Genomic DNA, 25107 nt, shown 5'->3' on the forward strand with positions numbered 1-25107 from the left:
AACCCGGGGCCGTGGCGGTGCCGGGCGGTCAGCGGCGTACCTCCCCGATAAAGGTCTGAATCAGCCGCCGCAGCACCCCGGCTTCCTCCTCCATCGTCCGCGCCGCCGTCTCCACCGTTTCCGCCGCCGCCCGGGCCTCCACCGCCGCCCGCTCGACATCGGCCATCATCCGCGCCGCGTCGGCGGTCCGGTCGGAGGCTTCGGTGATGTTGCGGGTGATTTCGGCGGTGGCGGCGGTCTGCTCATCCATGGTCTGCGATACCGTGCGGGCGATTTCGCCGCTTTCGATGATCACCTGCCGCACCGCGTCGATGGTCCGCAGCACCTCCTGCGTGCTGCCTTCCACATCATGGATGTGGGTGTTGATCTGAAGCGTTGCTTCGGCGGTCTGGGCCGCCAGAGCCTTGACCTCGCCCGCCACCACGGCAAAGCCTTTTCCGGCGTCCCCGGCGCGGGCGGCCTCGATGGTGGCGTTCAGGGCCAGCAGATTGGTCTGGCTGGCGATGGCGCTGATCAGGCCGGTCACCTCGCCGATCCGCCCGACGCTTCCGGCCAGACTGGCCGCCGCCGTTCCGGCGCGGGCCGCTTCGGCATCGGCCCCGGCTGCCTTCTCCGCCGAGGCATCAATCTGGGTGGTGATCCCGGAGATGGAGCTGCACAGTTCTTCCGCTGCCGCGCTGATCACCGCTGACCGTGATGACATCTCCTGCACCGAGGCGGAGACCGCCTCGGCCTCGGTGCCGGTGCGGGCGGCAACCCCGGTCATCACCCCGGCGGTATCGCGCAGGGCGGCAGAGGCGGCGCTGACCCGGTCCATGGATCCGGCGGCGGCCTGTTCAAAGGCTTCAATCGCCGCCTGAATCTGCGCGGCATGCCGGAGTCTGTCCTGTTGCTCCGCCGCCCGTTCGGCCTGATGGTCGCGGTCGGCCTGCAAGGTTCCGCGCAGGTCGGCCACCGCCACCGCTGCCCGGCCGATTTCATCGCGGCGGTTGGTGTCCTGCACCGCGCCGTCCAGATCCCCGGCGGCCATGCCGCCCAGACGGCCGGTCAGCCGCAGGATCGGGGCCGCCATCGCCCGCCCCAGCAGAATGGCGACGCAGCCCCCGGCCAGTGCCGCCACCGCGAACGACAGCACCGCCTGCATCAGGGCATCGCGTTCTTCCGCCGCGTAGCGGGCCCGGTCGGCGGACACCTTCAGCACCGCGATGATCTTGCCGGAATAATCACTGACCGGGGCCAGCAGCACATCGTGGCTGCCGTTGTCTCCGGCGGACAGGGTGATCCGGCGGGTCCCGTCCTTCAGCACGGCGGGCAGGGCCGGATCGGCGCTGCTGTCAGCCAGACCGGCGGAGGAGGCGGCCAGACGCCGCAGCCCGTCCTTGCGGGGGGCATACAGTTCAAAATCCACGCCATCCCGGCGCAGCCCGGCCAGAAAAGCATCCTCAATCAGGAAGCCGACCTCCAGCGATCCGGCGTGGCGGTCATCCGGGCCGGGAACCGGCACCGCCCCGCGCACCGCCAGACCGGAAACCCCGTCTTCCAGCCCCTGAAGGCTGACTTTGTCGCGGTTGACCTGCACCAGCATGTGGCGGAAGCCGCTGAGGTCATCGCCGAACTGCTCCGGCTTGTTGACCCGCAGGAAGGAATGCACATCGGGGGTGTGGACCTGCATCTGCGAAATTCCGGTGCGGGCCTGAAGGGATTTGAACACCGGCCCCAGCACCTGAAGCATCTGCGGGCGGTCGCCACCGGCCAGTGCGGTCCGCACCCGGATCAGCGATCCCAGCGTTTCCGCCACCGACCGCACTTCCCGGGCATGAACGCCGAGGGTGGTGTGGAAGCTGGCCTCGGCCTGCGCCAGCGTTTCCTGCTCCGCCCGGTTGATTACCCCTTCGATCAGCCGCCCCTGCACCACCGACTGCACCAGAGAGACCACCGCCACCAGCAGGGCAATCGACAGCGACAGGCGCCCGGCCAGAGAGCGGCTGGGAGCGAAGCGGACGGCAAGGGCGGGCATGGGAAAACCTCCTGCATCGGGATCCTGAGGGAGCCGGGGCAGACTACAGGAGGATTAATTCAGAAGTACAGAATATTAGGGGGGTTTAAATTTTATGACAGACCCAAGGGGCAGGCGGCTTATGCCCTCCCGCTGCGGCGCAGCAGGATCAGCCCGCCGATCAGCCCGGTGGCGACGGCCAGCATCGCCGTTCCGGCCAGAAAGACCGCGCCGATCCGTTGCGCCAGTGCCGACGGGCCGGTCTGGTCAGCGGGCAGGGCGTGGGAGAAGACCACCACCAGCACCGCCAGCCCCAGCGCCCCGCCCAACTGGTGGGCGGCGTTGACCAGCCCGGAGGCTGCCCCCGCCCGCTCCGGCGGGATACCGGCGACGCTGACCACCATCAGCGGGCTTAACGTCAGCCCCTGTCCGAGCCCCAGCCCGATCAGCGGCAGGGCCAGACCGGGGAGACCGGCCCCGGCGTCAACGGCGGCGGTCAGCGAGGCCAGCGCCAGCAGCGTCGCCCCCATGCCGGTCATCAGCAGCGGCCACGGCCCGGTCCGGCGGCTCAGGCGCGGCACCGCCATCGCCCCGGCAAACTGCGGCACCGCAATCAGCAGAAAGGTCACCCCGGTGGCGGAGGCGCTGAGCCCGAGAGCCCCTTGCAGAAGCTGACTGGTGAAGAACCACATCCCGACCATCGCCCCCAGATAAAACATCCGGGCCAGCAGGGCACCGCTGCGGCTGCGGTCGGTAAACAGGCCCAGCGGCATGATCGGCTGCACCGCCCGCCGTTCGTGCCACACCAGCACCGCCAGCAGCAGGCCACCGCCGCCAAGGGCCGCCAGCGTCAGCCGTTCCGTCCATCCGGTTTCCGCCGCGTGGATCAGCCCGAACACCAGCGCCCCCATCCCCAGCGTGGAGCACACCGCCCCCGGCAGGTCAAACCGGCCGGAATGGCGGGCCGTTTCCGTCACATACCGCCGGGTTCCGGCAATCAGGGCCAGCCCGACCGGCAGATTGATGAAAAACCCGGCCCGCCACGAAACCCAGTCGGCCAGCAGCCCGCCCAGCACCAGCCCGACGCTGGCGGCCACCCCGGCGGTGGCACCATACAGGCTGAGGGCATGGGTCCGCTCCGGCCCTTCCGGAAAATGGACGGTCAGCAGCGCCAGCGTCGCCGGGGCCAGCACCGCCGCCCCCAGCCCCTGCACCGCCCGCCCGGCCAGCATCACCCCGGCGGTCGGGGCTAGCGCTATCACCACCGAGGTCAGGGTGAAAATCCACAGCCCCAGCAGAAACATCCGCCGCCGCCCCAGCAGATCCCCGGCCCGGGCCCCCAGCAGCAGAAACCCGCCGAAGGTCAGCGTATAGGCGCTGTGCACCCACGACAGCCCGGCCGGGGTAAACCCGAGGCTGTCACGGATCCGGGGCAGGCCGGTGATGACAATGGAAACATCGACCACCAGCATCAGATAGCTGGCGAGGACGAGCAGCAGGATCGGCAGGCGCTCTTTGGCAATCGGCATTATCACAGTCCGGGTTTGTGCCACCGGAGCCCGGCGGCAGGCAGACTGCGGAGAATAGGGCTTGTCCGGTCCGGCGATTACCCTGAAAAATGCGGATGGACTTATCGAAACGGCTCATCAATGCAGCGACCTCCCCTGAATGACCTCGCCGCTTTCCTGATGGTGGCGCAGGAATGCAGCTTCACCCGCGCCGCCGCCCGGCTGGGGGTGTCACAGTCCGCCCTCAGCCATACCATCAGCACGCTGGAACAGCGGCTGGGCCTGCGCCTGCTGACCCGCACCACCCGCAGCGTGGCGGTCACCGAGGCGGGGGAGCGGCTGATGCAGTCGGTCGGGCCGAAACTGGCGGAGATTGAGGCTGATCTGGCGGCGCTGACCGCCCTGCGGGACAGGCCCGCCGGGACCATCCGCATCACGGTGGCGGAGCATGCCGCCAATACCGTGCTGTGGCCGGTGCTGGACCGGCTGCTGCCGGAGTATCCGGATATCCATGCCGAAGTGGTGATCGAGTCCATCCTGCGCGATATCGTCGCGGAACGTTTTGATGCCGGAATCCGTCTGGGGGAGGATGTGGACCGTGACATGATCGCGGTACCGCTGGGGCCGCCGCTGCGGATGGCGGTGGTCGGGGCCCCGGCCTATTTTGCCGGGCGGCCGCTGCCGGTGGTGCCGCAGGACCTGACCGCGCACCGCTGCATCAATCTGCGGCTGCCGACCTTCGGCGGGCTGTATGCGTGGGAGTTTGAAAAGAACGGCCATGCCCTGCGGGTGCGGGTGGACGGGGGCCTGACCGTCAACAGCGGGGCGCTGGCGCGGCGGGCCTGTCTGGCCGGGCACGGGCTGGCCTATGTGCTGGCCGATACGGTGGCGGAGCCTATCACCGCTGGTGACCTGATCCGGGTGCTGGAGGATTGGTGTCCGCCGTTTCCCGGATATCATCTATATTACCCCAGCCGCCGCCAGCCGACACCGGCTTTCTCGGTGTTGCTGGCGGCCCTGAAACGGCAGGCGGCCGAAATGGGGTAAGGGGCAGGGGGAAGAGTAGCGGCTCAGGCGAAGCGGTAGGCGTCCAGCGACAGCACCCCGTATTCCATCGCCCGGTGGATCCGCTGCCCGGCCCCGCCGGCACCCAGGGCGACAAACAGCGGCAGCAGGTGTTCCGGCGTCGGGTGGTTGCGTCTGGCGTTGGGGGCCTGCGCAGACCAGTCCAGCAGGGCCGGAATATCGTTGCGGGCGATGGCGTCGTCGAACCATTCGGCAAAGGTGTCGGCCCAGCCTTCCGGGGCGGCATCGAAGGCGGCGCGGCGCATCATCCATTCCCGCAGATTGTGGGTCATGGCGCCGGAAGCCAGCACCATCACCCCCTCATCGCGCAGCGGCTTCAGGGCCTGCCCGACGCGGTAGGCATGGGCGGCCCCCAGATGCGGCTGCACGGAAAGCTGGAACACCGGCAGATCCGCCTGCGGATACATCAGCTTCATCGGCACCCACGCGCCGTGATCCAGACCATAGTCCGGGTCGGCGGCGGTCGGCAGCCCGGCATCACGCAGCAGGCCCTGAACCCGCCGGGCCAGATCCGGTGCGCCGGGGGCCGGATAGACCATTCGGTACAGTTCCTGCGGGAAGCCGTAAAAGTCATGGATGGTGTCCGGCCGGGCGGCGGTGCTGACCGCCACCTGATCGGTGCACCAGTGGGCGGAAACGGCGATCACCGCCGTCGGGCGCGGCAGATCCGCCCCCAGCCGGTCGAGGAAGTGCCGGGTCGGCGACTGTTCCAGCGGCATGGTCGGGGCACCGTGCGAGACGAAGATGCTGGGGGCAGGGGTGGGGGCGGCAGGGGTGACGGTCTGCATGAAGGGGACTCCGGATCCGGGGGCCGTGGCGGCACTGTGCCTGCGCTGCGGCCGGAACACATCTGGAAAAGAGGTCAGCGGGGAAAGAAAAAGGGCGCCGCATGGTCTCCCCTGCGGCGCCCGGGTGTCCGGACGGGTCTGCCCTGAGCGTTTTCAGCGCAGGATCAGGCCGGTTCGGACCGGGTGCCAATGCCGACCAGAGCCAGCAGATCGACCGGAACGGCGAAGGCACCCTTCCCCAGCAGCGCCTGAACCAGCAGGCTCACGGTCCAGAACGCCGGAAATTCCCAGCCGCCACCCTGCGAGGAGAACACCCAGCCGTTGCCGGAGTGGGCCAGCGCCGCCCCGATCAGGGTCGGCAGCAGCAGGACGGAGGCCAGACGCACATGCAGCCCAAGGATCAGGGCCAGACCGCCGACGACTTCGGCGAAGATCACCAGATAGGCGGCAAAACCGGGCAGGCCGAGGCTTTCGAAGAAGGCGGCGGTCCCGGCCGGGGTGAACACGAAAATCTTCATCAGGCCGTGCGACAGCGTCATCACGCCAAGGGCGAGGCGCAGCAGCAGGGCGGCGTAGGCGGAGGACGGGGTTTCGAAGGTGGTGTCGGACATGGTCAGAATTCCTTGGGGTCTGCTGTGGGTGCCGTGGATCACGGCCCGGTCGATGAAGGAACCTTACCCTCTGGCCACCCATCACGGAACTTTGGTATGGTGAGTATCACTATTCATGTGGTGAATGATCATGCTGCCAGACCTGAACCTGCTGCGGGTGTTTGACGCCATCTGGCAGGAACATTCCCTGACCCGGGCCGCTGCCCGGCTGCACCTGACCCAGCCAGCGGTCAGCAATGCTCTGCGCCGCCTGCGGGAGCATCTGGGCGATGACCTGTTCCAGCGCGGGCCGGATGGCATGGTGCCGACCGCCACCGCCGCCACCATGGCCCCGCATGTGCGGGCGGCGCTGGAGGCCGTTGACACCGCCTTCAATGCCGGAAAACCGTTTGATCCCTGTACCGCCACAGAACGGCTGGTGCTGGCGGTGTCCGATCAGGCGGAGGTGGCGCTGGGGTCACCGCTGCTGTCGGCGCTGCGGCGGCAGGCCCCGGGGATGCAGGTGCTGTTCCGCCACATCGGCCGCGATGACGTGACGGAGGAACTGGACAACCAGCGCGCCATGCTGGCCCTTGGCGTGCTGCCGGAACCGCCGTCGCGCATGACCCGCATCCGCCTCTACCGCGATCCGCTGATGATGCTGGTGCGGCCCGGCCATCCGCTGCTGGCGGCGGAAGACCGGATGGCGGCCTATCTGGCTTTGCCGCACATCCTGCTGTCGCCGGTGGGGGATCTGCACGGGGCGGTGGACCGTATGCTGGCGCAGATGGGCCACAGCCGCCATGTGGCGGTGGTGGTGGCCCATATGGCCTCCGCCGCCATCATGACCGCGCAGGAAGACCTGATCTGGTCGCTGCCGGACCGCGCCGCCCGGCTGTGGGAGCAGCACATGGGGCTGATCCGGCTGCCGGTGCCGTTCGAGCCGGAGGGGGCACCGCTGTCGATGGTGTTCCACCGCCGGTTCGAGACCTATCCGCCGCACCAGTGGCTGCGCCGCCTGATTGTCAGTGTGGCCCGGGGGGAGGACACTGGGGAGGGGGAACAGCAGGTCTGACGGCGGCGGAAAATGATCTCTATCAAGGTGGCCGGGCCGGAAAAACAGGAGTATGACAGCATCCAACGATTCCTCCTGTCCGGAGCCCCCTGTGATGATTGACCCGACTCCCCCCGTCACCTATGCCGCGTGGCAGCCGAAGGATCCCTCCCGCGACCTGAACGAAGAGGATATCACCAGACTGGTGCATACCTTCTACGGTCATATCCGCGACCATGACACCCTCGGCCCGGTGTTCAAGACCGCCCTGCACGATGACTGGGGCCCGCATCTGGATAAGATGGTGGACTTCTGGTGTTCGATGATGCTGGGCGTCAAACGGTATGACGGCCGCCCGCTGCCGGTGCATGTCAACATGCCGGACCTGAAGGATGAGCACTTCGGGCAGTGGCTGGCGCTGTTCCATGTCACCACCCACAGCCTGTTTACCCCGGAGGTGGCTGGGATTTTCATGGAACGGGCGCAGCGGATGGCCCAGTCGTTCCGCTATGCCATCGCCCTGCATGCTGACCGTTCACCGGCCCCGGCCCATGACCATTCCAACGGTCATTCTCATGGGCATTCTCATGGCCATTCCCACCCGACCGGCGGCTGTGGCTGCGGTGGCGGGGGCGGTGGCTGCGGATCCTGATTGTATTTCTGGCCCCTTGTATGCTTCCCCTCCACAGGTGTACGCCTGTGGAGGGGCGGTGAACGGGGGAGGGTATCATGCTGGGAAATCTCAGCGATCTGGATCTGCGGCATCTGCGGGTGTTTCTGGCGGTGGTGGATGCCGGGGGGCTGGCGATGGCCCAGCACAGCCTGAATGTCAGCACCTCCACCATCAGTACCCAGCTTGCCAGTCTGGAAGGCCGCCTTGGGTTCCGGCTGTGTGAGCGGGGGCGCAGCGGTTTCCGGCTGACGGAAAAGGGGCGGCGCTTCACCGATCTGGCCCGCAGCCTGCTGACCGCCATTGACGATTTCGGCATGCAGGCCCGCAACATCGACCGCACATTGGTCGGCACCCTGCGCATCGGCACCATCGGCCACCTGCCCGCCGGGGAAAATGCCCGCATCAGCCGGGCCATCGCCCGCTTCCGCCAGCGGGATGAGGCGGTACACCTGCATGTGGTGATCCGGTCCTCCCGCGTGCTGGAAGACCAGCTTCTGTCCGGGGATCTGGATCTGGCCATCGGTTACTTCTGGCACAACAGCCCCAGCCTGCACAGTGTGCCGCTGTTCCGGGAGCGGCAGATTGCCTGCTGCGGGCAGGGCCATCCGCTGTTCTCCCGCGCCGGGGACATCAGCACCGGGGAAGCCCACCGGTACCCGTGGGTGTGGCGGACCGGGTTCCTGCCGGAAGACACCACCCCGGCCCCGCCGGAGATCACCGCCCATGCCGATAATATGGAAGCCCGGGCGATGCTGATTCTGTCCGGCACCCATCTCGGCTATCTGCCGCAGCACTTTGCCCGGGCCTATCAGGCGCAGGGCCTGATGGTGCCGCTGAATCCGGCCGGGCTGTGGTACGACGTCACCTTCTCCCTCGCCACCCGGCTGCCGGAGCGGCAAAGCGAGATCACCCGCGCCTTTCTGGCCGATCTGGCAGCGGTTTCCCCGGCAGATCCGACGCCGATACATTGAAGCGGATCAAACTGAACATCGAAACGTCATGATTTTTCGGCAGTCCCGGCCTGTGGCCTGCTGAAGGGGTTGTTGCACCCCCATGCAGGAGGTTTTGATGTCGGACCCCGCCAGACTGTCGGCGCTGCGCCAGAAATATGCCAATGCCAAAGGCAGTGATGTGTTTGATCCGGCCTTCCGCGCCATTGCCGACGCCCAGTTTCCTGAAGGCGACCGCCGTTTGCAGCCCTACGCCGGGGTGCCGACCTTTCTGGATCTGCCCTATGCCGCCGATGCCGCCACCCGCGAGGATTTCGGCGGGCTGGATGTGGCGCTGATCGGGGTGCCGATGGATCTGGGCGTCACCAACCGCTCCGGGGCCCGGTTCGGGCCGCGCGCGGTGCGGATGGTGGAGCGGGTCGGCCCCTACAACCATGTTCTGCGCCGGATGCCGGGCCTGCACTGTAAGGCCGCCGATATCGGCGATGTGCCCTTCCGCAGCCGCTACAGCCTTGACCGCTCGCACGAGGATATTCAGGCCTTTTTCCACCGGGTGGTGCAGGCCGGGGTGATCCCGCTGGCGGTCGGGGGGGACCATTCGATCAGCTATTCGATCCTGAAGGCGGTCGGGGCGCGGCAGCCGGTGGGGATGGTGCATTTTGATGCCCACTGTGACACCGCCGGGGATTACGAAGGGGCGAAGTTCCACCACGGCGGCCCGTTCCGCCATGCGGTGCTGGAAGGCCTGATCGACCCGGAACGCTGTGTGCAGATCGGCATCCGGGGGTCCGCCGAATACCTGTGGGAGTTCTCGCAGGAGGCGGGCATGACGGTGATCCATGGCGAGGAGGTGCCGAAGCTGGGCACCGCCGCCATTCTGGAGACCGTGCGCCGGGTGGTCGGGGACGGCCCGGTGTATGTGACCTTTGATGTCGACTGTCTGGACCCGGCCTTTGCCCCCGGCACCGGTACCCCGGAAATCGGCGGCCTGACAACGCGGGAAGCGCTGGAGCTGCTGCGCGGGCTGGATGGCCTGAACATCATCGGCGGGGATGTGGTGGAAGTGGCCCCGCAGTATGACCCCACCACCAACACCGCCCATGCCGCCGCACAGATTCTGTTCGAGCTGTTTTCGCTGGTGGCCGGGCGCTTTGCCGCCACTCCGGCCTGATCCCTTCTCACTCTTTTTCTCACAGGTGCCTTCATGAAGACTGCTGTTGTGTTTTCTGCTGCCCTGCTGGCGGCTGTTGCCGGGGCGGCGCTGCCGTCTCAGGCCCGGGATCTGACCGTGGTCGGCTTTGGCGGATCGGGGCAGGATGCGTTCCGGGAAGCGTATTTTAAGCCGTTCAGCCAACAGACCGGCATTCCGCTGACCGAAGAAAGCTGGGATGGCGGCGTCGGGGTGCTGCGCGCCAAGATCGAAGGCGGCAACGGCACCTGGGATGTGGTGCAGATGGATTCCTCTGAACTGGCGATCGGCTGCGAGGAAGGGCTGTATGAACAGCTCGATTTCAGCCGGATCGGCGGCAAGGATGCTTATCTGCCGTTTGCCGTCAGCCCCTGCGGGGCCGGGCTGATCGTCTATGATTATGTGCTGGCCTATGACGGTGACCGCCTGAAAGATGGCCCGAAGAGCTGGGCGGATTTCTTCGATACCGCCAGATTCCCCGGCAAGCGGGCGCTGCGGCAGGGGCCGCAGACCAATCTGGAAATCGCCCTGATGGCCGACGGTGTGGCCCCGAAGGATGTCTATACCCTGCTGGCGACGGAGGACGGGGTGAACCGCGCCCTGCGCAAGCTGGAGACCATCAAGAAGGAACTGGTGTTCTGGAAGGCCGGGGCGCAGCCGCCGCAGCTTCTGGCCTCCGGCGAGGTGGTGATGACCACGGCCTACAATGGCCGCATCTCGGCGGCGATCGAGAAGGAGAAGAAGAATTTCAGGCTGATCTGGAATCAGGCGATTTTCGTGATCGACAGCTGGGCGATCCTGAAGGGCAGCCCCAATATCGACAAGGCCTATAAGTTCCTTGAGTTCGTCGGGCGGCCGGAGGTGCAGAAAAACCTGCCCAACCATATCAGCTATGGCATCACCTCGGCCAAGGGCAGCGCGCTGATTGATCCGGCCCGGCTGGCCAACCTGCCGAGTGCCCCGCAGAACATGGCGGTGGCCCTGCCGTATAATACGGAATTCTGGCTGGAACATACCGACCGGCTGACCGAACGCTTCAACAACTGGGCGGCCAGACTGTAAGGGAGACCGGGCGGGGACCCCTGTGGTTCCTGCCTTTTCTGTCTTTCCTGCCTTGATGACTGGCAGCCTGAAAAGCAGAAGGGCCGCTTCCCGGAGGAAGCGGCCCAAACTGTAACGACCCTGTGTCGCAGCCGATTAACGGCTGTAGAATTCGACCACCAGGTTCGGTTCCATCTGCACCGGATACGGCACGTCGGCCAGCTTCGGGGTGCGGACGAAAGTGCCCTTCAGTTCCTTGGCGTCGACGTCCAAGTAGTCCGGCACGTCGCGTTCGGAGCTGGTGGCAGCTTCGACGATCAGCGGCATTTCCTTGGACTTGTCACGGATGGAGACGACGTCGCCTTCCTTGATCATGTAGGACGCGATGTTGACGCGCTTGCCGTTGACGCGGACGTGGCCATGGTTGACCACCTGACGGGAGGCGAACACGGTCGGGACGAACTTCATGCGGTACAGCACGGCGTCCAGACGGCGTTCCAGAATGCCGATCAGGTTCTCGGAGGTATCGCCCTTACGACGGACGGCTTCCGCATAGTACTTGCGGAACTGCTTTTCGCTGATGTTGCCGTAGTAGCCCTTCAGCTTCTGCTTGGCCATCAGCTGCACGCCGTAGTCGGACGGCTTCTTGCGGCGCTGACCGTGCTGGCCCGGGCCGTATTCACGCTTGTTCAGCGGAGACTTGGCGCGGCCCCAGAGGTTAACGCCAAGGCGGCGGTCAATCTTATATTTCGCGGAATGACGCTTCGACATCGTCGGTCCTTTGATCGCTTCGGTTTGTTGTCCCGATAGTCCGGCCCCGAAGGGTGGGCGTTGCGGCCCGCTTCAGGCGGCGGGGCCACGGCGGAAGTGCCGGTGCCCGCATTCTCGGGAATGTGAGGCGCGCATTATCGTCAAAGCGCCCCTGATGTCAAACGGGAAATGCCCGGTTTCGGGCGGGGCCGGATAAACAGCGCCCCGGTTCTTTTCTCCGCGTCCCATGGGCCAGACAAACGGAGGCCCAAAGGGCCGACTGGGCCATTGAGGCCCCGCGCGACCATTCGCGCGTAAGCCAAGCGGGCGGACGCCCGCGCCCGGCGTCTGAGGGGCAGAAAAAAGAAAGCGGAGCGCAGCGACTGGCCCATTGAGGGCCCGCGCGACCATTCGCGCGTAAGCCAAGGCGGACGGACGTCCGCCGCCCGGCATCTGAGGGACCCATCAAACAAACGGAGGCCCGGCTGAGCCGGGCCGACTGGCCCATTGAGGCCCCGCGCGACCATTCGCGCGTAAGCCAAGCAGGCGGACGCCTGCGCCCGGCGTTTGAGGGGCAGAAAAAAGAAAGCGGAGCGTAGCGACTGGCCCATTGAGGGCCCGCGCGACCATTCGCGCGTAAGCCAAGGCGGACGGACGTCCGCCGCCCGGCATCTGAGGGGCAAAACAAAAAAACGCTGACCGCAGGTCAGCGGCGGTTGGGTCCACAGTCCTCGCCCCAGCGGGGGAAGGCGTCGGTGTCGATGTCGAACAGGTCCAGCACCCGACCGATGCCCTGATCGACCACCTCGTCCAGACTTTTCGGGCGGGTGTAGAAGGCCGGGGCAGGCGGGGCGATGACGCCGCCCATTTCGGTCACCGCCGTCATGTTGCGCAGATGGCCGAGGTGCAGCGGGGTTTCCCGTACCATCAGCACCAGCCGCCGCCGTTCCTTCAGGGTGACGTCGGCGGCGCGGGTCAGCAGGTTGGCACCGGTGCCGGTGGCAATTTCGGCCAGCGCCCGCACGCTGCACGGGGCGACGATCATCCCCATGGTGCGGAAGCTGCCCGACGACGGCGGCGCGGCCAGATCCTCCACCCGGTGGACCACATCGGCCAGCGCATGGACATCAGAAACCTTCAGGTCCGATTCGTAGGCGAGGGTGATTTCCGCCGTCTTGGTCATCACCAGATGGCTTTCAATGCCAAGCCCTCGTAAAACCTGAAGAATTCGGATTCCATAGACCACGCCGGTGGCACCGCTGATGCCGACGACAAGACGCTTGGGGGCAGACATGGATCATCCTTCCGTTCACGGATGCCGCCCCCGCTGTTCTGGCCTGCCGAAAAAACCCAACAGACACAGAACCTTCACAAAAGGGCTGGCGGAATCAAAAAAAACGCGTACTATTACACTGTGTCCCAGAGGCAATAAAGGGAGAAAATGCAATGAGCCTTGATGCTCGGGTTGAGTCCCTGCGTACCAAACATGCCGAACTGGATAGTGCGCTGGAAATGGAAGAGCGCCGACCGATGCCGGACGCGAAAGCAATCGCTGACATGAAGCGCCAGAAGCTTCGGATCAAGGACGAGATCCAACGCATCACGATGCATTGACGATCCGCTGTTTTCCTGAGCAACAGGTAAATCTGATCGTACCGTACCGCAAACGCTTCCATCGGCCAGAGAGTGGCCTGCGGTGTCCCTCATAAGGGGTGTATCCGCCACGGGTGGACCACAGTCACGGTCGCCGTGCGGGTCGTGTCACCGCCAAGGATGATGGCTTGGGGCTGAAGACGGGAACGGAGTTCCGTGCAGTACCGCGCATGCCTGCCGGGCTTTCGGGCTGGGGCTGCGACAGTTTGCAGGCTGGAACATCCAGCTTTTAAGGACACAACCACCGGCACGCCAGCCGGGCGCCGCCCCCGTTAAGGGCGCTTACGCCGCAGGGTTTTGGCTGCCGCCAGAAATGGAGACGGTAATTCTGACGTTCCCTTGCACACCTGCGTTGGCCGCAGAGTGTGGTCGCCGTGCCGACTGACAGAGGTGGCCGTTGACCGCAGCCCCTGCACCGACCCAAGGTTCTGAACCCAGATCTCGTCAGAGGGGCCCCGCTGGATTAGCGTACCAGCGGGGCTTTTGGTTTTTATGGCCCTTCCTCTGCCGTCGGGCTATGGCGGCGGGGCCGGGTGGGGCTCCCGCCGGAAGGGGCGGGGCGGGGTGTTTTTGCGAGTCTCACCGGCTTGCGAAGGAATGTCATCAGTCCGCGCAGGGGGATCGGAGAAAACCGGACCGGATCCCTTTCTAAATTTGCCATATTTATAAAAGAGTTAACGTTGATTTCCCTAGGGGCATGCCGATTTTGCGAAGTTGCGAAGTCGACCGTTTGCATTTTTTGAAAATTCCCGCACACTGCGCAGGCGGATACCGGTGCCACTGACCCGAGTGGGTAGGTTTTCCCCCACCCCTGCGCCTCCCGGACGGTAGCAGGCGGGGCAGACCTGCTGACGGCAAGAAAACGGGCAGACACCGGCCAGAAGAGAAAAACACATCAACACCGCGCCGGGTGCCTGACACCGCAGCCGTGCGACGGAAAAAAAGCGGAGGGTTTGCGGCCATGACTTCAGCATATGCCAGCGCGCACGAACGGTCCCTGAAGGATCCCGACGGTTACTGGGGCGATGCCGCCCGCCTGATCGACTGGATCAAACCGGCGGAAAAGGTTCTGGATGACAGCAACGCGCCGCTGTACCGCTGGTTTACCGGCGGGGTGCTGAACACCTGTTACAACGCGGTGGACCGGCATGTGGCCGGGGGCCGGGCCGATCAGGCCGCCATCATTTATGACAGCCCGATCACCGGCGCCAAGCGTACCATCACCTATGCCGGTCTGCTGGATCAGGTGTCGCGCTTCGCCGGGGTTCTGGTCGGTCAGGGCGTGGAAAAGGGCGACCGCGTCATCATTTACATGCCGATGATCCCGGAAGCGCTGGTGGCGATGCTGGCCTGTGCCCGCATTGGCGCGGTGCATTCGGTGGTGTTCGGCGGGTTTGCCCCGCACGAACTGGCCACCCGCATCGACGATGCCACCCCGAAGGCGCTGGTCTGTGCCTCCTGCGGGCTGGAGCCGGGGCGGATCGTCCGTTACAAGCCGAATATTGATGCGGCGATTGACGCCGCCACCCACAAGATTTCCAGCGTCGTGGTGTTCCAGCGGGAGCAGGAAACCGCCAGCCTGACCGCCGGGCGCGATGTGGACTGGGCCGCTGAGATGGCGGTGGCGGAACCGCAGGCCTGTGTGCCGGTTGCCGCCACCGATCCGCTGTATATCCTGTACACCTCCGGCACCACCGGCCAGCCGAAGGGTGTGGTCCGGGATAACGGCGGCCATGCGGTGGCCCTGCGCCAGACCATGACCACCCTGTATGATGTGCAGCCGGGTGATGTGTTCTGGGCGGCGTCGGATGTGGGCTGGGTCGTCGGCCATTCCTACATCTGCTACGCGCCGCTGCTGACCGGCTGCACCACCGTGGTGTTTGAGGGCAAGCCGGTCGGCACCCCGGATGCCGGGACCTTCTGGCGGGTGATCGAGGAGCATAAGGTGCGGGTGCTGTTCACCGCCCCCACCGCCTTCCGCGCCATCCGCCGCGAGGACCCGAACGGCGAGCTGGTCCGCAAGTACGACCGGTCCAGCCTGAAGTACCTGTTCCTCGCCGGGGAACGGTCGGACCCGGAAACCCTGAAGTGGGCGGAAGACCAGCTGAAGGTGCCGGTGATCGACCACTGGTGGCAGACTGAAACCGGCTGGGCGATCTGCGGCAACCCGATGGGGCTGGAACAGTTCCCGGTCAAGCACGGTTCCCCGACCAAGGCGATGCCGGGCTGGGATGTGCAGGTGCTGGACGAAGGCCGCCATCCGGTGGAGCCGGGGCAGATCGGGGCGCTGGTGTGTAAGCTGCCGCTGCCCCCGGGTACGCTGCCGACCCTGTGGAACGCCGAAGACCGCTTCCGCAAGAGCTACCTGACCGAGTTCCCGGGCTATTATCAGACCGGGGATGCCGGGTTCGTTGACGATGACGGCTATGTTTACGTCATGACCCGCACCGACGACGTTATCAACGTTGCCGGGCACCGTCTGTCTACCGGCGCGATGGAGGAAGTGCTGGCCAAGCACCCGGATGTGGCGGAATGCGCCGTGATCGGGGTGGCCGATGACCTGAAGGGGCAGGTGCCGCTGGGCTTTGTCTGCCTGAAGGTCGGGGTTGACCGGGATTCCGACCAGATCGTCAAGGAACTGGTCAAGCTGGTCCGCGACGAAATCGGCCCGGTGGCCGCCTTCAAGCAGGCGGTGGTGGTCAAGCGGCTGCCGAAGACCCGCTCCGGCAAGATTCTGCGCGGTACCATGCAGAAGATCGCCGACCATCAGGATTACAAGATGCCCGCCACCATCGATGATCCGGATATTCTGCCGGAAATCGAAGAGGCGCTGGAGGAAATCGGTCTGGCCGGAAAGCGGCCTGAGGTGGTGTGACCGCTTCTGCGGTCACCGGATGACGCTGAACGGAACAGCCGGGGAGGTCATCCCCGGCTGTTTTGCCGTCATGGTGCCGCCGTCTCGGCAAAACGTTCCTTCACCTCCAGCACGGCAGGAAGCTGGCTGATGAACAGATCGACCAGCGCCGGGTCGAAGTGGCGGCCCTTTTCCTTTTCCAGCAGGGCCACGGCCTCCTCCACCGGCCATTCCGCCTTGTAGGGGCGGACGGAGGTCAGGGCATCAAACACATCGGCGATGGCGACAATGCGGGCCTCCACCGGAATAGCCTCTCCGGCGATGCCGTGCGGATAGCCGCTGCCGTCGTATTTCTCGTGATGGTTCAGGGCAATGGTCCGGGCCATCCGCAGCAACGGGGAGTCGTGGTCGCCGATGATCTCCGCCCCCATCAGGGCGTGCTGCTTCATCACCGTCATCTCGCCGTCGTCAAGCCGCCCCGGTTTCAGCAGGATGCTGTCCGGGGTGCCGATCTTGCCGATGTCATGCATCGGGGCGGCGTGGAACAGTTCCTCCGCCCACGCCGGGCTGAACCCGGCGGCCAGCGCGATGATGCGGCAATAGTGGCTCATACGGATCACGTGCAGGCCGGTTTCGTTGTCGCGGTATTCGGCGGCGCGGCCAAGGCACTGGATGATCTGAAGCCGGGTTTTCTGAAGCTCATCGACCCGCACCAGCGACAGATGGGTCCGCACCCGGGCACAGACCACCGGCGGGCTGATCGGCTTGGTGATGTAATCGACCCCGCCGACGGCAAACCCGGCGGACTCATCGCTGACATCGGTCAGGGCGGTGACGAAGATCACCGGAATCCCCTGCGTCGCCGGATCGGCCTTCAGGCGCTGGCAGGTTTCCAGTCCGGTCAGGCCGGGCATCATCACGTCCAGCAGGATCAGGTCCGGCGTTTCGGCGGTGGCCAGTTGCAGGGCCTTTTCACCGTCGCGGGCGAACAGCAGGCGGTACTCGGCCTGCAACACCTGCCGCAGGATCTGTAGGTTGGTGGGTTCGTCATCGACGACCAGAATCCGCGGCCGCTGGTCCTGCTGGGGTATCATCATGGGGCATCCTTACCGTAACGCGTCCGCAGCGTGGCAATCACCTGCCGCGCCGCGTCGAAATCAAAGCTGTTGATGGCATCATCCAGCGGAGTCAGGGCCGCCTTGGGCAGGGCTGCTGACAGCTCCGCCAGCAGGGATTCATCCAGTTCGCTGCGGGCCAGCGCCTGATCAAGGCGGTCAAGCTGCGACAGAACCTGTGCGGCGTCAACCTCGGCGGGAACAGCCCCGCCGGTTTCCGCCACCGGGGCGGGGGCATATTGCCCAAGGGTTTCCTCAACGTGCAGCAGTTCATCCGCCAGCTGATCGAGGCGGGCGGGCAGACCGGCGGTGTCGCCGTCCTTGACGCTGCTTTCGATGGCGGCGCTGAGGCCGGAGACCCGCGACAGGGCCAGATTGGCGGCGGCCCCGCGCAGGCGGTGGATCTGGGCCGCCAGATCCACCAGACCGGCCGGATCCGCCGACAGGGTGCGCAGGTGCGGCACCGTATGGCCGTATTCATCCAGAAAGCGGCGGATGGCGGTGCGGTGGCGGTCCTCGCTGCCCCACAGGCGCTTGCCCTGTGCCCAGTCAATCACCGATCCGCGTACCGCGACCGGATGGGCCGCCGCCGGAGCCGGGCGGGTGTTGCTGACCTCGATCCGCAGCAGGCGGGCCATTTCCAGGGTCAGGGCGTACAGATCCACCGGTTTGGTGGCGAAACCATCCATTCCGGCGTCCTGCGCGGCGGTTACGTCCTCTTCCAGCACGCTGGCGGTCAGGGCGATCACCGGGGTGTGGGGGCGGCCGGTGGCGGCTTCCAGCGCCCGGATCTGCCGGGTGGCATCCAGACCGTTCAGCACCGGCATCTGCACATCCATCAGCACCAGATCGAAGGTGCCGGTGCTGAAGGCCTGCACCGCCTCCTCGCCATTGGTGGCGGCGGTCAGGGTGTGGCCCTGCCGGCTGAGCAGCAGGTGCAGCAGTTCCAGATTCTGCGGCACGTCATCGGCGACCAGCAGGGCCAGCGGCGGCAGATCCACCGCCGCCTGATCCTGCATCGGGTCCACCGCCTCGCCCGCAGGCAGCGGCAGATCGATATGGAACCGGCTGCCCAGCCCGAGTTCGCTTTCCACCGAGATCCGGCCCCCCATCAGCTCCACCAGCTGGCGGGCGATGGTGGTGCCCAGCCCGGTGCCGCCGAAACGGCGGGTCATCGAGGCATCGGCCTGCGCGAAGGGGTCAAAGATTCTGGCGACCCGGTCGGGGGCAATGCCGATGCCGGTATCGCTGACGGTCAGGCGGACCGGCTGGCCGGGGGTGTGGCGGAACAGCACCCGGACCTCGCCGCGTTCGGTGAACTTGACGGCGTTGCCGACCAGATTGAGCAGCACCTGCTGAATGCGCAGGGCATCCCCCCGGAAGAATTCCGGCTGGTCATCGGGGTACTCAAGGATCAGCGGCAGGCCCTTGGTCTGGGCGTTGACCCGCAGCGAGGCCAGAACCTGCATGCAGACATCCCGCAGCGAGAAATCCTTGATTTCCAGATCGACGGCACCGCGTTCCAGTTTGGCAGTGTCGAGAATATCGTTCAGCAGGCCGAGCAGGGAGCGGGCGGAGGTGCGCACGGTGTTCAGGTGGCGGCGCTGGGTATCGGTGACGGGGTCGCCCAGCAGCACATCGGTAAAGCCGATGATGGCGTTCATCGGGGTGCGGATTTCATGGCTCATGTTGGCGAGGAAGGTGCTTTTGGCGGCGGCGGCCTGTTCGGCCCGGGCCTTGGCGTCGCGCAGGTCCTGCTCCATCGCATGGCGTTCGGTCAGGTCGGTGGCGAACTTGATGATCTTGTAGGGCCGCCCGTCGGGATCCAGCACCGGGTTGTAGCTGCCGTAAATCCAGATATCCCGGCCATCCTTGCCGATGCGGTGAAACTCGCCGGAGGAGTAACGGCCCTGACGCAGGGTATCCCACAGCAGCCGGTAGGCGGGGGCGGTCACTTCTTCCCGCGTGCACAGCAGGGAATGATGGCTGCCGATCAGGTCGGGCAGGGCGTAACCGGTCAGGCGCAGGAAATTGCTGTTGGCGTGGATGATGATGCCGGAGAGGTCAAATTCCACCACCGCCAGCGACCGGCTGATGGCCTTGACCACCCCTTCAAACTCGGCATTGCGCCGCTTGATGTCGGTGATGTCGATGATGATGCCGTCAATCCATTCAACGGTGCCGTTCTCATCCCGCACGCCGCTGGCATTCTCCGAGACCCAGTGTTCCCGCCCGGCCCGGTCGATGATGCGGTATTCGACGCGGTAGGGTTCCCCGGCCTCCAGCGCCCGGGTGACGGTGGCGGTGGTCCGGTCCTGATCCTCGGGGTGCATCAGCCGGGCGAAGGTGATGCTGTTGGTCAGGAAGTCCGCCACCGGCCAGCCGGTCAGGGTTTCCACCGCATCGCTGATAAACAGCATCGACCAGTCGGCATCGGGGCGGCAGCGGAAGGCCACCCCCGGCAGGTTGCTGATCAGCGAGCGGTGCTGGCGTTCGCTGGTGCGCAGGGCCTCTTCCATCGCCCGGCGGCGGCTGATATCGGTGATGAAGCCGACGAAGACGGTTTCCTCGTCCAGCACCGCCCGGCCGATGGCCAGCCGCAGGGGGAAGGTCTCGCCATTGCGGCGCAGGCCGGTCACTTCCCGCCCGACCCCGATAATTTTGGCCTCACCGGTTTCCAGATGACGCTGGAGATACCCGTCATGCTCGCTGTGCTGCGGTTCCGGCATCAGCATGGCAATGTTCCGGCCGATCACCTCGGCGGCCTGCCAGCCGAAAATCTGCTCCGCTGCGGTGTTGAAGGCACTGACGGTGCCCCGGCTGTTGATGATGATGATGCCGTCCACCGCCGTATCGATGATGGTGCGCAGCCGTGCTTCATTCTGGGCCATGCGCTTGTACAGGCTGCGGTAGCGCAGCACCATGTTCAGCGCCCCGGTGATCAGGATGGCGAGGACGGTGGTCCCGGCGATGGCGAAGGCCAGACCGAAGTTGGTGGTGGTGTCCGGGTGATACTGCGGGTTATCGAGGAACCGCGCCGCCGCCATGCCGGTGTAATGCATGCCGCTGATGGCGGTGCCCATCACAATGCCGCTGAGCAGGTTGATGGTGGTGTCGCTTCTTTGCGTGCGCCGGTCCAGCCCGAAGCGGACCCACAGCGCCAGCACCGACAGCCCCACCGCCACCACGATCGACAGCAGGAACACCGGCAGATCAAACCGCAGATCCAGAGACTCATAGACCGCCGCCATGCCGCTGTAGTGCATGGTGCCGATGCCTGCCCCCATCAGGATGCCGCTGATGATCAGCTGTCCCGGGGTGATGCGGGTGCGGGCCAGCAGCGCCAGCGCCACCCACGACGCCAGAAAACTGGGCAGGGCCGACAGGGCGGTGATGACCGGGTGGTAGGTTGCACTCTGGCACAGGCTGTAGGCCAGCATGCCGACAAAGTGCATCGACCACACCCCGGACCCCAGAACGAAGGCCCCGGACAGCAGGAACATCTGACGATAGCGGCGGCGGGTTTCGGCCCGGGCCATGCCAGCCAGATGCATTGCCATGCCGCCCGCCAGCACCGCCACCGCCACTGACAGCACCACCAGCGGCAGGGTGTAGACCCCGTGCAGGAAGGGCTGGGTGGTGCGGTCGAGGACAAAAAAGCGGTCGAAAAGCATAGCGGGGATCCACGGCAGGCGGACAGTCAGGATGACTGAGCAGGGCACTCGGCCATTCGAGATAAGGTGAGGAGACCCTGATATTCAACTGATTTGAAGAGGTCGGGCGCTTTTTCCCGTTTTTGGCTGACGGAGGCGGCGATACTCTGGGGTGGGGCGGCGCGGCGTATCCGGCCCGGAAAATCATGTCTGCGGCGTGAAGACTATGTTTGTGGGCTTGTGAAATCGACCGGGCCGGGGCTTAGGATACGCGCCGGGATCACCCGGAAAGACAACTGGAAAGGGGTAAGGGGGATGGTGGGCGGTATGGCTGGACGGCGGTGGCTGATGGCGGCCTGTGTAATGGCAGGGCTGATCCTGCCGGTGATGCAGGCGGCCCCGGCCGGGGCGGTGGTGATTCTCGACAGCCAGTGGAAAAAGGACGGTGGACGGAAAGGGCGGGAAGCCGCCGGATTTACCTCGGCGCTGAAGCTGGCGGCGCAGCCGCAGTTCCGGGGGGTGCTGGCCCTGTCCACCGACGGGGAAAGCTGGGGCGAAGCCTCCGGCACCTGGATCGGCAATGCCGATGGCCATGCCTACATCTTGACCGCCGCCCATGTGTATGACCTTCCGGCCCAGAAGGATGCCTATGTGGTCCGCGCCCCGGACGGACGGGTGCTGAAGGCGGACCGCCTGTGGCTGAACCCCGGCTGGAACGGTGATGTCAACGAACGCTGCGGCTACGATCTGGTGATCCTGCGGCTGGAAGACGAGATCACCGGCCTTGGCGAACCGCCGGTGATCTACAGCGGCAGCGCCGAGAAGGGGCGGCTGATCACCTTTGTCGGCTACGGCAGCCGGGGCATCGGCTCTGTCGGCGAGGATGACGCCTATTATCAGGGCAGTGACAAGGCGGCGGCGCAGGGATTGGTGGAGGAAGCCGAACCGGTGGTCCGCCCGATGCCGGAGACCGGCGATGCCGGAAATTACCTTGGGGTATGGCTGCCGCGTGAGGATGGCGGTGTCGCCAGCCCCTATGACGGTGATACCGTCCCGTCCACCCCGCTGGCCGGGCTGCTGGGCTCCGGCGACAGCGGCGGCTCGGCGTGGATGGAGGACGGGGGCCGCTGGGTGCTGGTCGGGGTTAACTCCAACGGATCCGGCAATGCTCAGTACGGCGACCAGTCGTGGTTCACCCGGGTGGCGCTGCACCGCAAATGGATCCTGAAGATCTTTCCGCAGACCCGGTTCAGCCCGTAACCGGGGCGCGTTTGCGGTGACAAAGAACGCCGCCGGACCCGGGCCCGGCGGCGTTTCTGTCGTTAGAACCTTACGGTCCGGACCTTACAGCGTCCGCCTCACAGCTTCCGCTTATCGATCACCCGCCGGGCCTTGCCGAGCGAACGTTCGATCGACCACGCCGGTTCCACCGTCACCTTGGTGGAAATACCGATCAGCGACTTGATGTGGTGTTGCAGGTCACGGGCAGCCGCGGCGGCGGCGCTGTCGTCGTTCAGGTCCTGCCGCAGCTCCACCCGCACCGCCACCGTATCCATGTGGCCGTCCTTATCGACGACGATCTGGTAGATCGGCGACAGGCGGCTGTCCTTCAGGATCAGTTCTTCCACCTGCGACGGGAACAGGTTGACGCCACGGATGATCAGCATGTCGTCGGAGCGGCCGGTGATCTTCTCGATCCGGCGCATGGAGCGGGCGGTGCCGGGCAGGATGCGGGTCAGGTCGCGGGTGCGGTAGCGGATGACCGGGAAGGCTTCCTTGGTCAGGGTGGTGAACACCAGTTCGCCGAACTCACCGTCCGGCAGCACTTCGCCGGTCTCCGGGTTGATGATTTCCGGGTAGAAGTGGTCTTCCCAGATGTGCAGGCCGTCCTTGGTCTCGATGCATTCGATGCCGACGCCGGGGCCGATCACCTCCGACAGGCCGTAGATGTCGATGGCGTCGATGCCAAGGCGCTGTTCCATCTCGCGGCGCATGTCGTTGGTCCACGGTTCCGCCCCGAAGATGCCGATCCGCAGCGAGGTGTCACGCGGGTCGATGCCCTGCCGCTCCATCTCGTCGGCGATCACCAGCATGTAGCTGGGGGTGACCATGATGATTTCCGGCTGGAAATCGGTGATGATCTGCACCTGCTTCTCGGTCTGGCCGCCGGACATCGGGATGACGGTACAGCCCAGCGCTTCCGCCCCGTAATGCGCCCCGAGACCGCCGGTGAACAGGCCGTAGCCATAGGCGATATGCGCCTTCATGTTGCGGCGGCCACCGGCGGCGCGGATGGAGCGGGCCACCACCCGCGCCCACATGTTGATGTCCTGCTGGGTGTAGCCGACGACGACCGGCTTGCCGGTGGTGCCGGAGGAGGCATGCAGGCGCACCACTTCCGCCATCGGCACCGCGAACATGCCGAACGGGTAGGTGTCGCGCAGGTCGGCCTTGGTGGTCATCGGGAACCGGCCAAGATCCTTCAGCTCCCGGAAGTCCCCCGGATGCACGCCGATGGCGTCGCACTTGTTGCGGTAATGGGCGACGTTTTCATAGGTATGGGTCAGCGACCACTTCATCCGCCGGGTCTGGAGGGCGATGATCTCATCGCGGGAGGCGATTTCGATCGGGTCCAGTTCGTGTTCCAGCGGGCGCTTGGTGAAGTCGATCTTGCTCATGATGTGCCTGTCTCTTTCTGGGCGTGGTCCCGTGAGCGCACCGCTGCCGCCGGAGCCGGGCAGACGCCACAGGCCGGGGGACACCGGAAGACGGGATGTTTCCTCTTTGGGGTCGGACGGGTACGGGTTTGTCCCCATACCCTTTGTTTTGAATAATTTTTTTGTGTTAAACCACGGTGCGGCGGGCAAGGCCCGCTGGACCGTGGCTGGGCCATTGAGGCCCCGTGCCCGCGTGGGCACGTAAGCCAAGGCGGACGGAGGTCCGCCGCCCGGCGTCTGAGGGGCCCCCGTGATCGGCACCGATCACGGGGGAGCTATTACACCTACACCCGCTCGATGATCATTGCGATGCCCTGACCGACGCCGATGCACATGGTGCACAGGGCATAGCGGGCCTTGCGGTTGATCAGTTCATAGGTGGCGGTGGTGACCAGCCGTGCCCCGCTCATGCCCAGCGGGTGGCCGAGGGCGATTGCCCCGCCGTTGGGGTTGACGCGCGGATCATCATCGGCAACGCCCAGATCGCGCAGCACTGCCAGCCCCTGCGAGGCGAAGGCTTCGTTCAGCTCGATCACGTCGATCTGGTCCAGCGTCAGACCGGCCTTGGCCAGCACCTTGCGGGTGGCCGGGGCCGGGCCGATGCCCATGATGCGCGGCGGCACCCCGGCGGTGGCCATGGCGACAATCCGCGCCTTCGGGGTCAGGCCCTGACGGCGGGCCATCTCTTCCGAGGCGACGATCAGGGCACAGGCCCCGTCATTGACGCCGGAGGCATTGCCGGCGGTGACGCTGCCGCCCTTGCGGAACGGGGTGCCGAGCTTGCCCAGCCCTTCAAGAGTGGTATCGGCGCGCGGGTGTTCGTCGGTGTCGATCACCTTCGGCTCGCCCTTGCGCTGCGGGATCACCACCGGGCAGATTTCCTGCGCCAGACGGCCGGAGGCAATCGCCGCCACCGCCTTCTGCTGCGACCGCAGGGCGAACAGATCCTGATCGGCGCGGTTGACCTTGAAGTCCTCGGCGACGTTTTCGGCGGTTTCCGGCATGGAATCGGTGCCGAACTGCTCGTGCATCAGGGTGTTGACGAAGCGCCAGCCGATGGTGGTGTCAAACACCGCGTTGTCGCGGCTGAAGGCCCCGGTGGCCTTGGGCATCACGAACGGGGCGCGCGACATGCTTTCCACGCCCCCGGCCAGCCACAGATCGGTCTCGCCGGACTTGATGGCGCGGGCGGCGGTTGCCACCGCATCCATCCCCGATCCGCACAGGCGGTTGATGGTGGTGCCCGGCACATCAATCGGCAGACCGGCCAGCAGCACCGCCATGCGGGCGACGTCGCGGTTGTCTTCCCCGGCCTGATTGGCGCAGCCCAGCACCACGTCATCAACGGCGGCCCAGTCCACCGACGGGTTACGCTCCATCAGCGCCTTCAGCGGCACGGTGGCCAGATCGTCGGCGCGCACGCCGGACAGGGCCCCGGCGTAACGGCCGATCGGGGTCCGGATGGCATCACAGATAAAGGCTTCGGTCAT

At 65.9% G+C, this 25107-nt stretch carries 19 protein-coding genes; 9 read left to right on the forward strand and 10 right to left on the reverse strand.

Annotated features, from left to right (window positions below):
- Nucleotides 1-28: 28 nt before the first annotated feature.
- Together FHS48_RS12810 and FHS48_RS12815 are read right to left on the reverse strand one after the other, a co-directional pair.
- Nucleotides 29-2017 (reverse strand): methyl-accepting chemotaxis protein, encoded by a 1989-nt coding sequence (locus tag FHS48_RS12810; RefSeq protein WP_184263960.1) that lies wholly within the window; start codon nt 2015-2017, stop codon nt 29-31.
- Nucleotides 2018-2136: 119 nt separating this feature from the next.
- Nucleotides 2137-3525 carry an MFS transporter gene (locus tag FHS48_RS12815; RefSeq protein WP_184263961.1) on the reverse strand — a complete coding sequence of 463 codons (1389 nt, stop codon included), beginning with the start codon at nt 3523-3525 and terminating at the stop codon, nt 2137-2139.
- Nucleotides 3526-3645: 120 nt separating this feature from the next.
- Here FHS48_RS12815 and FHS48_RS12820 point away from each other — a divergent pair, with 120 nt between their 5' ends.
- The gene (locus FHS48_RS12820) at nt 3646-4551 is read left to right on the forward strand and encodes a LysR family transcriptional regulator (RefSeq protein WP_184263962.1); all 906 of its coding nucleotides are present in this window, start codon (nt 3646-3648) and stop codon (nt 4549-4551) included.
- A 23-nt stretch (nt 4552-4574) separates the two neighbouring features.
- Here FHS48_RS12820 and FHS48_RS12825 read toward each other — a convergent pair whose 3' ends face one another.
- Both FHS48_RS12825 and FHS48_RS12830 read right to left on the reverse strand, forming a co-directional pair.
- Complete coding sequence (locus tag FHS48_RS12825) at nt 4575-5378, reverse strand: DODA-type extradiol aromatic ring-opening family dioxygenase (protein ID WP_184263963.1); 804 nt, start codon at nt 5376-5378, stop codon at nt 4575-4577.
- A 164-nt stretch (nt 5379-5542) separates the two neighbouring features.
- Nucleotides 5543-5989 (reverse strand): DoxX family protein, encoded by a 447-nt coding sequence (locus tag FHS48_RS12830; RefSeq protein WP_184263964.1) that lies wholly within the window; start codon nt 5987-5989, stop codon nt 5543-5545.
- 130 nt (nt 5990-6119) lie between these two features.
- Between FHS48_RS12830 and FHS48_RS12835 the strand changes: the two genes are divergently transcribed.
- The 5 genes from FHS48_RS12835 (at nt 6120) to FHS48_RS12855 (ending at nt 10896) form a co-directional block, all read left to right on the forward strand.
- Nucleotides 6120-7043, forward strand: a complete 924-nt coding sequence (locus tag FHS48_RS12835) for a LysR family transcriptional regulator (RefSeq protein WP_184263965.1) — start codon at nt 6120-6122, stop codon at nt 7041-7043.
- Between the two features lie 94 nt (nt 7044-7137).
- Nucleotides 7138-7674, forward strand: a complete 537-nt coding sequence (locus FHS48_RS12840) for a group III truncated hemoglobin (protein ID WP_184263966.1) — start codon at nt 7138-7140, stop codon at nt 7672-7674.
- A 77-nt stretch (nt 7675-7751) separates the two neighbouring features.
- On the forward strand, nt 7752-8666 hold the full coding sequence (locus tag FHS48_RS12845; RefSeq protein WP_184263967.1) for a LysR family transcriptional regulator: 915 nt from the start codon (nt 7752-7754) through the stop codon (nt 8664-8666).
- Nucleotides 8667-8763: 97 nt separating this feature from the next.
- The gene (gene speB / locus FHS48_RS12850) at nt 8764-9816 is read left to right on the forward strand and encodes an agmatinase (protein WP_184263968.1); all 1053 of its coding nucleotides are present in this window, start codon (nt 8764-8766) and stop codon (nt 9814-9816) included.
- A gap of 33 nt (nt 9817-9849) precedes the next feature.
- Nucleotides 9850-10896 (forward strand): ABC transporter substrate-binding protein, encoded by a 1047-nt coding sequence (locus FHS48_RS12855; protein WP_184263969.1) that lies wholly within the window; start codon nt 9850-9852, stop codon nt 10894-10896.
- Nucleotides 10897-11031: 135 nt separating this feature from the next.
- Here the strand turns inward: FHS48_RS12855 and rpsD are convergent, their stop codons facing one another.
- A complete protein-coding gene (rpsD, locus tag FHS48_RS12860) occupies nt 11032-11646 on the reverse strand; it encodes a 30S ribosomal protein S4 (protein ID WP_184263970.1) in 615 nt (204 codons plus the stop codon).
- A gap of 685 nt (nt 11647-12331) precedes the next feature.
- Nucleotides 12332-12919 (reverse strand): UbiX family flavin prenyltransferase, encoded by a 588-nt coding sequence (locus FHS48_RS12865; RefSeq protein WP_184263971.1) that lies wholly within the window; start codon nt 12917-12919, stop codon nt 12332-12334.
- 152 nt (nt 12920-13071) lie between these two features.
- Here FHS48_RS12865 and FHS48_RS12870 point away from each other — a divergent pair, with 152 nt between their 5' ends.
- Both FHS48_RS12870 and FHS48_RS12875 read left to right on the forward strand, forming a co-directional pair.
- Complete coding sequence (locus FHS48_RS12870) at nt 13072-13239, forward strand: YdcH family protein (RefSeq protein ID WP_184263972.1); 168 nt, start codon at nt 13072-13074, stop codon at nt 13237-13239.
- Between the two features lie 1000 nt (nt 13240-14239).
- Entirely contained in the window at nt 14240-16153 is a 1914-nt protein-coding gene (locus tag FHS48_RS12875) for a propionyl-CoA synthetase (RefSeq protein ID WP_184263973.1), read from the forward strand.
- 68 nt (nt 16154-16221) lie between these two features.
- Here FHS48_RS12875 and FHS48_RS12880 read toward each other — a convergent pair whose 3' ends face one another.
- Both FHS48_RS12880 and FHS48_RS12885 read right to left on the reverse strand, forming a co-directional pair.
- Nucleotides 16222-17229: a response regulator gene (locus FHS48_RS12880; RefSeq protein WP_260402462.1), complete on the reverse strand. Its 1008-nt coding sequence runs from the start codon at nt 17227-17229 to the stop codon at nt 16222-16224.
- Complete coding sequence (locus tag FHS48_RS12885) at nt 17226-20921, reverse strand: PAS domain S-box protein (RefSeq protein WP_184263974.1); 3696 nt, start codon at nt 20919-20921, stop codon at nt 17226-17228. The genes FHS48_RS12880 and FHS48_RS12885 overlap by 4 nt, the downstream gene beginning before the upstream one ends.
- Nucleotides 20922-21227: 306 nt before the next feature.
- Between FHS48_RS12885 and FHS48_RS12890 the strand changes: the two genes are divergently transcribed.
- Nucleotides 21228-22160 carry a trypsin-like peptidase domain-containing protein gene (locus FHS48_RS12890; RefSeq protein WP_184263975.1) on the forward strand — a complete coding sequence of 311 codons (933 nt, stop codon included), beginning with the start codon at nt 21228-21230 and terminating at the stop codon, nt 22158-22160.
- Nucleotides 22161-22258: 98 nt separating this feature from the next.
- Here FHS48_RS12890 and paaK read toward each other — a convergent pair whose 3' ends face one another.
- The gene (paaK, locus tag FHS48_RS12895) at nt 22259-23578 is read right to left on the reverse strand and encodes a phenylacetate--CoA ligase PaaK (protein WP_184263976.1); all 1320 of its coding nucleotides are present in this window, start codon (nt 23576-23578) and stop codon (nt 22259-22261) included.
- 323 nt (nt 23579-23901) lie between these two features.
- Nucleotides 23902-25107 carry a 3-oxoadipyl-CoA thiolase gene (gene pcaF, locus FHS48_RS12900; RefSeq protein ID WP_184263977.1) on the reverse strand — a complete coding sequence of 402 codons (1206 nt, stop codon included), beginning with the start codon at nt 25105-25107 and terminating at the stop codon, nt 23902-23904.

Source organism: Novispirillum itersonii, from assembly GCF_014205675.1.
GTDB classification, from domain to species: Bacteria; Pseudomonadota; Alphaproteobacteria; order Rhodospirillales; family Rhodospirillaceae; genus Novispirillum; species Novispirillum itersonii_A.